Raw genomic sequence first — 5702 nt, forward strand, 5'->3', positions numbered from 1 at the left:
GCCCCCTGGCCGAACTGATCAAGGATCTCTTTGGGGATGGACGGTAGCGCTGGCGCTACCCTCTTGGGCTTGTTCAACTTGCTTGGCATACATGCTCCTGTCGTCATGCTATGCCCTGAACACAAAATTTCTGACAGTCTCGCCTCCGCCCTTGACCAAGGCACGCCATCAAAAAGCCACGCCGCTGGCCCCTGACCACCGGCCCAACTGTCCTGGTCAAGTCTTTTAGGACATCCCGATAGAGGACAACAACCCCGATTCCCAATGCGAGAATCCACCCCATCCCACCACCGCGACGAGCCCCCCACATTCCCATGCCCCCCGCATCCCTGCCTCAACCAGCATTCACCGCGGCCCTGCACCGAGCCGCCGCAGCCCTGGCCCTGCTGCTGGCCACAGCCCTGGCCTGCCTGGCCCCGTCCGCCCACGCCGCTCCCCCCAAGTCCTACAGCAAGGCGGGCGTGTCCTTCCAGCACCCCGCCGGCTGGAAGGTGACGGCCGACGAGCTGGAGACGGACGGCTCGGGCATGCGCACCATCGACCTGGAAGGCCCCGAGGACGCGAGCATCCATCTGATGCTCATTCCCTTCCTGTCGGGCCAGAACATCGAGACCCTGGCAGCGCGCGCCGCGGAGCACCGCGCGGAAATGGACAAGGGCCCAGCGGCCCTGGAAGGCCCGGACAAGATCACCCCCACGGGCATGACCTCCAGCACCATCACCCGGCGCGTGGGCGGCAAGGAGGTCAAGGGCGTGCTGCAGCGCTTTGGCTACACCTCGGAAGGGGTCCCCGTGGATATCGAATCGCGCTTTTTCTCCCTCGACATGGGTGACGCGCGCAGTGTCAACATCATGACCCAGTCGGTGGCCGAAGACGCCAAGCAGATGGATGCAGCCCTGGGCCTGGTGATGGACAGCCTGCGCTACCGCGCCAAACGCTGAGCCCGGCCCTGCCTGCACCGACCGACCACCTACCGATCCATTCATCCACCATGTCCCGCCTTCCCATGCCCCTGCACGCCCACCCCGCCCCGGCCACGCGCCGCAGTTTCCATGCCGCCGCCCTGGGCCTGCTGCTGCTGGCAGCCAGCTTTTGCCAGCCCGCGCTGGCCGCGCCCAATGCCACTTACAGCAAGGACGGCGTGAGCTTCGAGCACCCCGCCGGCTGGAAGGTGACCGAGGACACCGTCGCGCAGGACGAGACCCGCCTGCGCAGCATCGACCTCGAAGGCCCCGACGATGCCGTCGTCACCTTCAACATCAGCCCCTACTTGAATGGGCAGAACATCGAGGCCTTTGCGGCCACCATCGCCAAAAGCCGCAACGACTCCGAAAAAGGCGCCGGTGCCATCGCACAGCAACTGCGCTACAGCGCCCCCACCACCGCGCCCCTCACCCGCAACGTGGCAGGCCAGGACAACAAGGGCGTCTCGCAGCGCTTCGTGATCAGCCTGCTGGGCCAGAAGCTGCCGCACGAGGCGCGCTTCTTCAAGGCCAATCTGGGCGGGACCACCGCCATCGTCATGACCCAGGTGGCCGAGGAATACGCCAAGGCCACCGAGCCCGGCTTTACCCTGGTGCTCAAGTCGCTGCGCTACAGCGTCGGGCGCTGAGCACCCACCGGCCCCCGTTACGGCGCGCCGCCCTCCACGATGGTGATGCCGTTGTCGGCCGCCCACTCGCGCAGGGCCTGCTCGATGGCTGCAGCCTCATAGTCGTACCAGGCCTGCAGCAGGCCATGGTCGTCCAGCAGGTTCTTGAACCGGCCGTAGGCGCCCTTTTTCTCGAAACAGCGGCGCACCTGTTCCTCCAGCTGCGGCGCTTGCTCCTGCGCAAAGCGCAAGGCCAGGTGCCGTCCCAAACCCAGCTCTGACTGGCTGGGCACCTGCAGGTACAGCGAAGCATCCCCCAGGTTGCCGGGCGCAGGGTCTTCCTCGTCCTCCCAATCTCCGATCAGCCAGAACCTTCCAGATTGAAGGTCCAAATGGGCCTCGTTCTCGACCCCGCCCCCGGCGCGGGCCCACTGGAAGGCATCAATGAGCTCGGTGAGGCGCACGGGGGTGGTCATGGCGATCTCCAAAGGATTGATGGATGGGGGCCATCAGGTCTCTTGCCGCAATATTACGGCCGCCCGACCGAGATCCGCAGAATCCGCCAGCCCTACCGCGCCCGCACCTCCATGCCCTCCACCGCCACCTGCAGCAGGTGCGGCGCGATGTAGCGGCGGTGCGTGCGTTCGATCAGCGCCATGTACAGGCGGCCGAAGGCATTGCGGCAAGCCACGCGGGTCGCCAGCGAATACTCCACCCGGCCATCGTCCAGGCAGCGCACGCCCACGCACGAGCGGAAGGCCAGGTGCTTGTCGTCCGCGCCCAGCAGCACCTGCGCGCTGCGCCCGTCGGCCGCCACCAGGCTGGCGTGCACGGGGTAGCGGCCGGCAAACCGCAGGCTGTCCGGGTCCATCACCTGCCCGGCGATGGGCGGCTGCAGCGACGACACGGGGCAGGCCAGCGGCGAGCGGCGCAGCCCCAGCGGGCGCACCACCGCATTGCGCACGGCCATCATGCGCGACACGCCCGGGTGCCGGTGCACGAGAAAGCTGCCCAGCAGGCCGGCCAGCAGGGCCGCGGCATCCGGCACCGCGCCAGCACTGGGGGACGGCGCTGGCACCACCAGCGTGAAGCAGTCCTTATGGTGCAGCCTTTGGCCGGCCAGCGCCTGGCGCAGCAGGCTGCTGGCGGGCAGGCCAGGCTGCTCCTGCACGCGGCTGGGCCGCAGCTCGCTCACGTAGCCGCCGCCCTGCAACGGCGCCAGCAGGCCTGCCAGCACATGGCCCACCCGGCCGGCCAGCGCGCGGTAGTGCCCACAGGCGGCGGCCAGCCACCCGCCGGGCCGCTCGCCCAGCGAGAGCACCGTGGTGGGCACCTGCCGCGCCTGCGCGGGTGCGCTGGCCAGCAGCGCCTGCACGGCGTCGGGCAACAGCTCGGTCAGCGAGGGGATGTCTCCCTCGTCCTGCAGCACGCGCTGGCGCAGTGCATCGCTGAGCGCGCCGCCCAGCTCGTTGGTGTGGGTGGACAGGGCGAAGAACGCCGGGTGCCCGGCCCCCGGCACACCGGGCACGAACTGGTGCCAGTTCTCGCCCGAAAAGCGCACGGTGAACAAACAATCCGGCGGCACATCGACATGGCGCAGCGCCCGCACGAAGGCCGCCGGGTCGTGCGCGATCTCGTCAGGCGTGGCACTGGAAAAGCGCAGCTGCGCCCCCGCGCTGCCCGACACCGCCGTGAACACCCGGTGCCCTGCATGCCGATGGAACGGGTGCCCGCCCTGCCCCACGCCAAAGCTGTACAGCGCCGTGGCATCGCCCTTGGCGAAATCGCTGCCACCCAGCTTGGCCGAAGGCTCGTCCAGCGCGTCGATGAAGCGCCGGTGCTGACCCTGGCGCGCCATCATGCCGCGGCACAGGCCCGTGCCAGCCCCCCGGCCCAAGCGGGCCAGCAGGGTCACCTCGATGGGCAGCGCGCCCGGCCGCGTGGGCAGCGCCACAACGGGGAAGGTCGCCGTCTCGCGCGTCAGGCGCAAGACCGGGCGGGCAAGCTGCATGGTGGTGGCGGTGCTGCTGCAGGTGTTCATCATGCGTCGGCTCCCTTTCGGACGGTGGATCTGGCTTGCGCGACCGTGCTTGGGTCACGCCCTGAATTCAGTATAGTTAGTTAATTACCTAATTGCAACCTTAACAAAACGACTGTGCACCCGTGGAGACATATCGCCGCAGTCAAGAACGTCCTTGACCCTGGTTCAGGTTTATCTTGACTAAGTTTAGAAATTACTAAACAATGGATCCCATGGCAGTCCCGGCGCACGGCGGCACCATCGGCACCGGCCAACAGCGGCACACCCAGGCACTCCGCACCACGGTCGGTCCGCATGCAATCAACACGCGCCATGGCTGCCCCCTCACCGTCCGTCTGTCAAAGGAAGCCGCCCCATGCACTACCACCACGCCGCCCCGATGCCCCTGCCCTTCCCGGCCTTTGCCGCCAACGCAGCCCGCATGGCACCCAGCCGATCGGTGTGGCAACCAGTGCAGCAGCTGCCGCACCAGCCCCCGCTGGACGATGGCCTGGCCACCCCGCAGGCCCCCTTGCTGGCAGGTTTTTGCCGCAGCGCCAACGACCCCGTACGCGACGCGGCACACCACCACGAGGCCCGCGCCGCCGAGTCCGACGCGCAGTACGCCGCCGAAGACGCCGCGCACCGCGACACACTGGCCCTGGCGCGCGGCGGCGACTATGCACGCCTACTGTCGGCCATGGACTACCGCGACAACGACACCCGCGCCATGCACGCCCTGGTCAGCTGCGCGCTGCAGGGCCACGCCCTGGCCCGCGAGGCCATCGAGGTGCTGGCCCGCACCTGGGCCGAGACACACACCGAGGCCGTGTGATGCGCTCACCCGCAACCCAGGGTCCGGAGCGCGGGGCCACCCCCGGCCATGTGGTTCTTGTGCTCGGCGCGGTGGCCATCGGGTGCACCTTGCTCTGGGCGATGCACGAGGATGCGCAGCATGAACTGCAGCGCGAGCGCATGGAGCAGCAAGCGCATGGCCGGCGGCCGCAGCCCAGTGCGGAGCAGCGCCGGCACATGGCGGCGCAGTTTGTCTGTGGGCATGGGGTGGTTTATCAGTGGGTGGATGGGAATACGGTGGAGTGTTATCAGGAGGTGGGGTCGCAGGTGGTGGGGCGGTGAGTTTGTTGTCTGCTGCGTTCAGCCGTTGAATCCCTTGCTTTGCGGCTTGGTCTCCATGGATGGCACATGCTTTTTCAAGGGCGGAGGCCGGGTCTCGGCCCGGCGGCCGAGGTACCTTTCTTTGCGTCGCCAAAGAAACGTACCCCAAAGAAAGGCGACCCCGCTGCCCGTGTCCCTTCGCTTCGCTACGGGCAGCCTGCGATGCTTGGTCCTGGGGTGCACCGTGGAACTCGCTACGTTCCCCCTGCGGGTGAACTCCGCTCAAACATCCACGGTGAGTCAGACAACGATGCGCGTGTCCTTCGGCACGCGCTCACCCCAGGCCCTGCGCTTCTCGGCACGGTCAGAGGGGGGTGGATACCGGCACGGGCCATTGCTCCGCTCGGCACCGTGGCCCGTCACTGCGCTCGGCTCGCCAGAGTGATCGCGCCCCAATCGTCGGCAGCGCGCGGCGCGTAACCGACACCCGGCGCAGCTGCGCATGCAGCAGCCGGGTGGTACCCGCTCCCCACCCCTTCTGGCTGCGCCGAGAAGCGCAGGAGCTGGGGTGGGCGTGTGTGCCGAAGGACACACACGCTTCGTCGTCTAGCTTGCCGCAGCTGTTTGAGCGGAGTTCGAAGAACGCAGCGAGTTCTGCGGCACCACCCCAGATCCGAGCATCGCAGGTTGCCCGCAGCGAAGCGAAGGGACGCAGACTGGGGGCCGCCTTCTCTTTGGTGACTTTCTCTTGGCGGCCTGTATAGACCGGGGACATAGGAAACAGGTGTGCGAAGACATAGGAAACACTTCTGCTTTGCGTTCGCAAGGGAGAAGCCCCCATGGCCTGGCAACCGAAAGACCTTATGGACGTCAAGCGTGAGTTCGTGGAACTTGCAATGCAAGAGGGCGCCAACCGGCGCGAGCTGTGCCGCCGCTTCGGTATTGGAGCCAAGGCCGCGTATGCCTTGCTCAACC

General features: G+C 67.6%; 6 protein-coding genes and 1 pseudogene. 4 read left to right on the plus strand and 3 right to left on the minus strand.

Annotation, left to right across the window (positions count from 1 at the left end; all coding sequences use genetic code 11):
* Positions 1-314: 314 nt before the first annotated feature.
* On the plus strand, positions 315-941 hold the full coding sequence (locus ACK59X_RS13105) for a hypothetical protein (RefSeq protein WP_409957762.1): 627 nt from the start codon (positions 315-317) through the stop codon (positions 939-941).
* Between the two features lie 50 nt (positions 942-991).
* Complete coding sequence (locus ACK59X_RS13110) at positions 992-1612, plus strand: hypothetical protein (RefSeq protein ID WP_409957763.1); 621 nt, start codon at positions 992-994, stop codon at positions 1610-1612.
* Positions 1613-1629: 17 nt separating this feature from the next.
* On the opposite strand, the gene ACK59X_RS13115 is transcribed toward ACK59X_RS13110, so the two are convergent.
* Together ACK59X_RS13115 and ACK59X_RS13120 are read right to left on the minus strand one after the other, a co-directional pair.
* Entirely contained in the window at positions 1630-2067 is a 438-nt protein-coding gene (locus ACK59X_RS13115) for a hypothetical protein (RefSeq protein WP_409957764.1), read from the minus strand.
* A 92-nt stretch (positions 2068-2159) separates the two neighbouring features.
* Positions 2160-3635: a DUF2867 domain-containing protein gene (locus tag ACK59X_RS13120; protein WP_409957765.1), complete on the minus strand. Its 1476-nt coding sequence runs from the start codon at positions 3633-3635 to the stop codon at positions 2160-2162.
* 352 nt (positions 3636-3987) lie between these two features.
* On the opposite strand from ACK59X_RS13120, the gene ACK59X_RS13125 reads away from it, so the two are divergent.
* On the plus strand, positions 3988-4446 hold the full coding sequence (locus ACK59X_RS13125; RefSeq protein WP_409957766.1) for a hypothetical protein: 459 nt from the start codon (positions 3988-3990) through the stop codon (positions 4444-4446).
* Between the two features lie 5 nt (positions 4447-4451).
* Here ACK59X_RS13125 and ACK59X_RS13130 read toward each other — a convergent pair whose 3' ends face one another.
* Positions 4452-4670, minus strand: coding sequence for a hypothetical protein (locus ACK59X_RS13130; protein ID WP_409957767.1), 219 nt, complete (start codon positions 4668-4670; stop codon positions 4452-4454).
* 896 nt (positions 4671-5566) lie between these two features.
* Here ACK59X_RS13130 and ACK59X_RS13135 point away from each other — a divergent pair.
* Positions 5567-5702 (plus strand): annotated as a pseudogene (locus ACK59X_RS13135) (IS481 family transposase); the annotation flags it as partial.

Source organism: Acidovorax sp. (assembly GCF_046339755.1).
Taxonomy (GTDB): domain Bacteria; phylum Pseudomonadota; class Gammaproteobacteria; order Burkholderiales; family Burkholderiaceae_C; genus Acidovorax.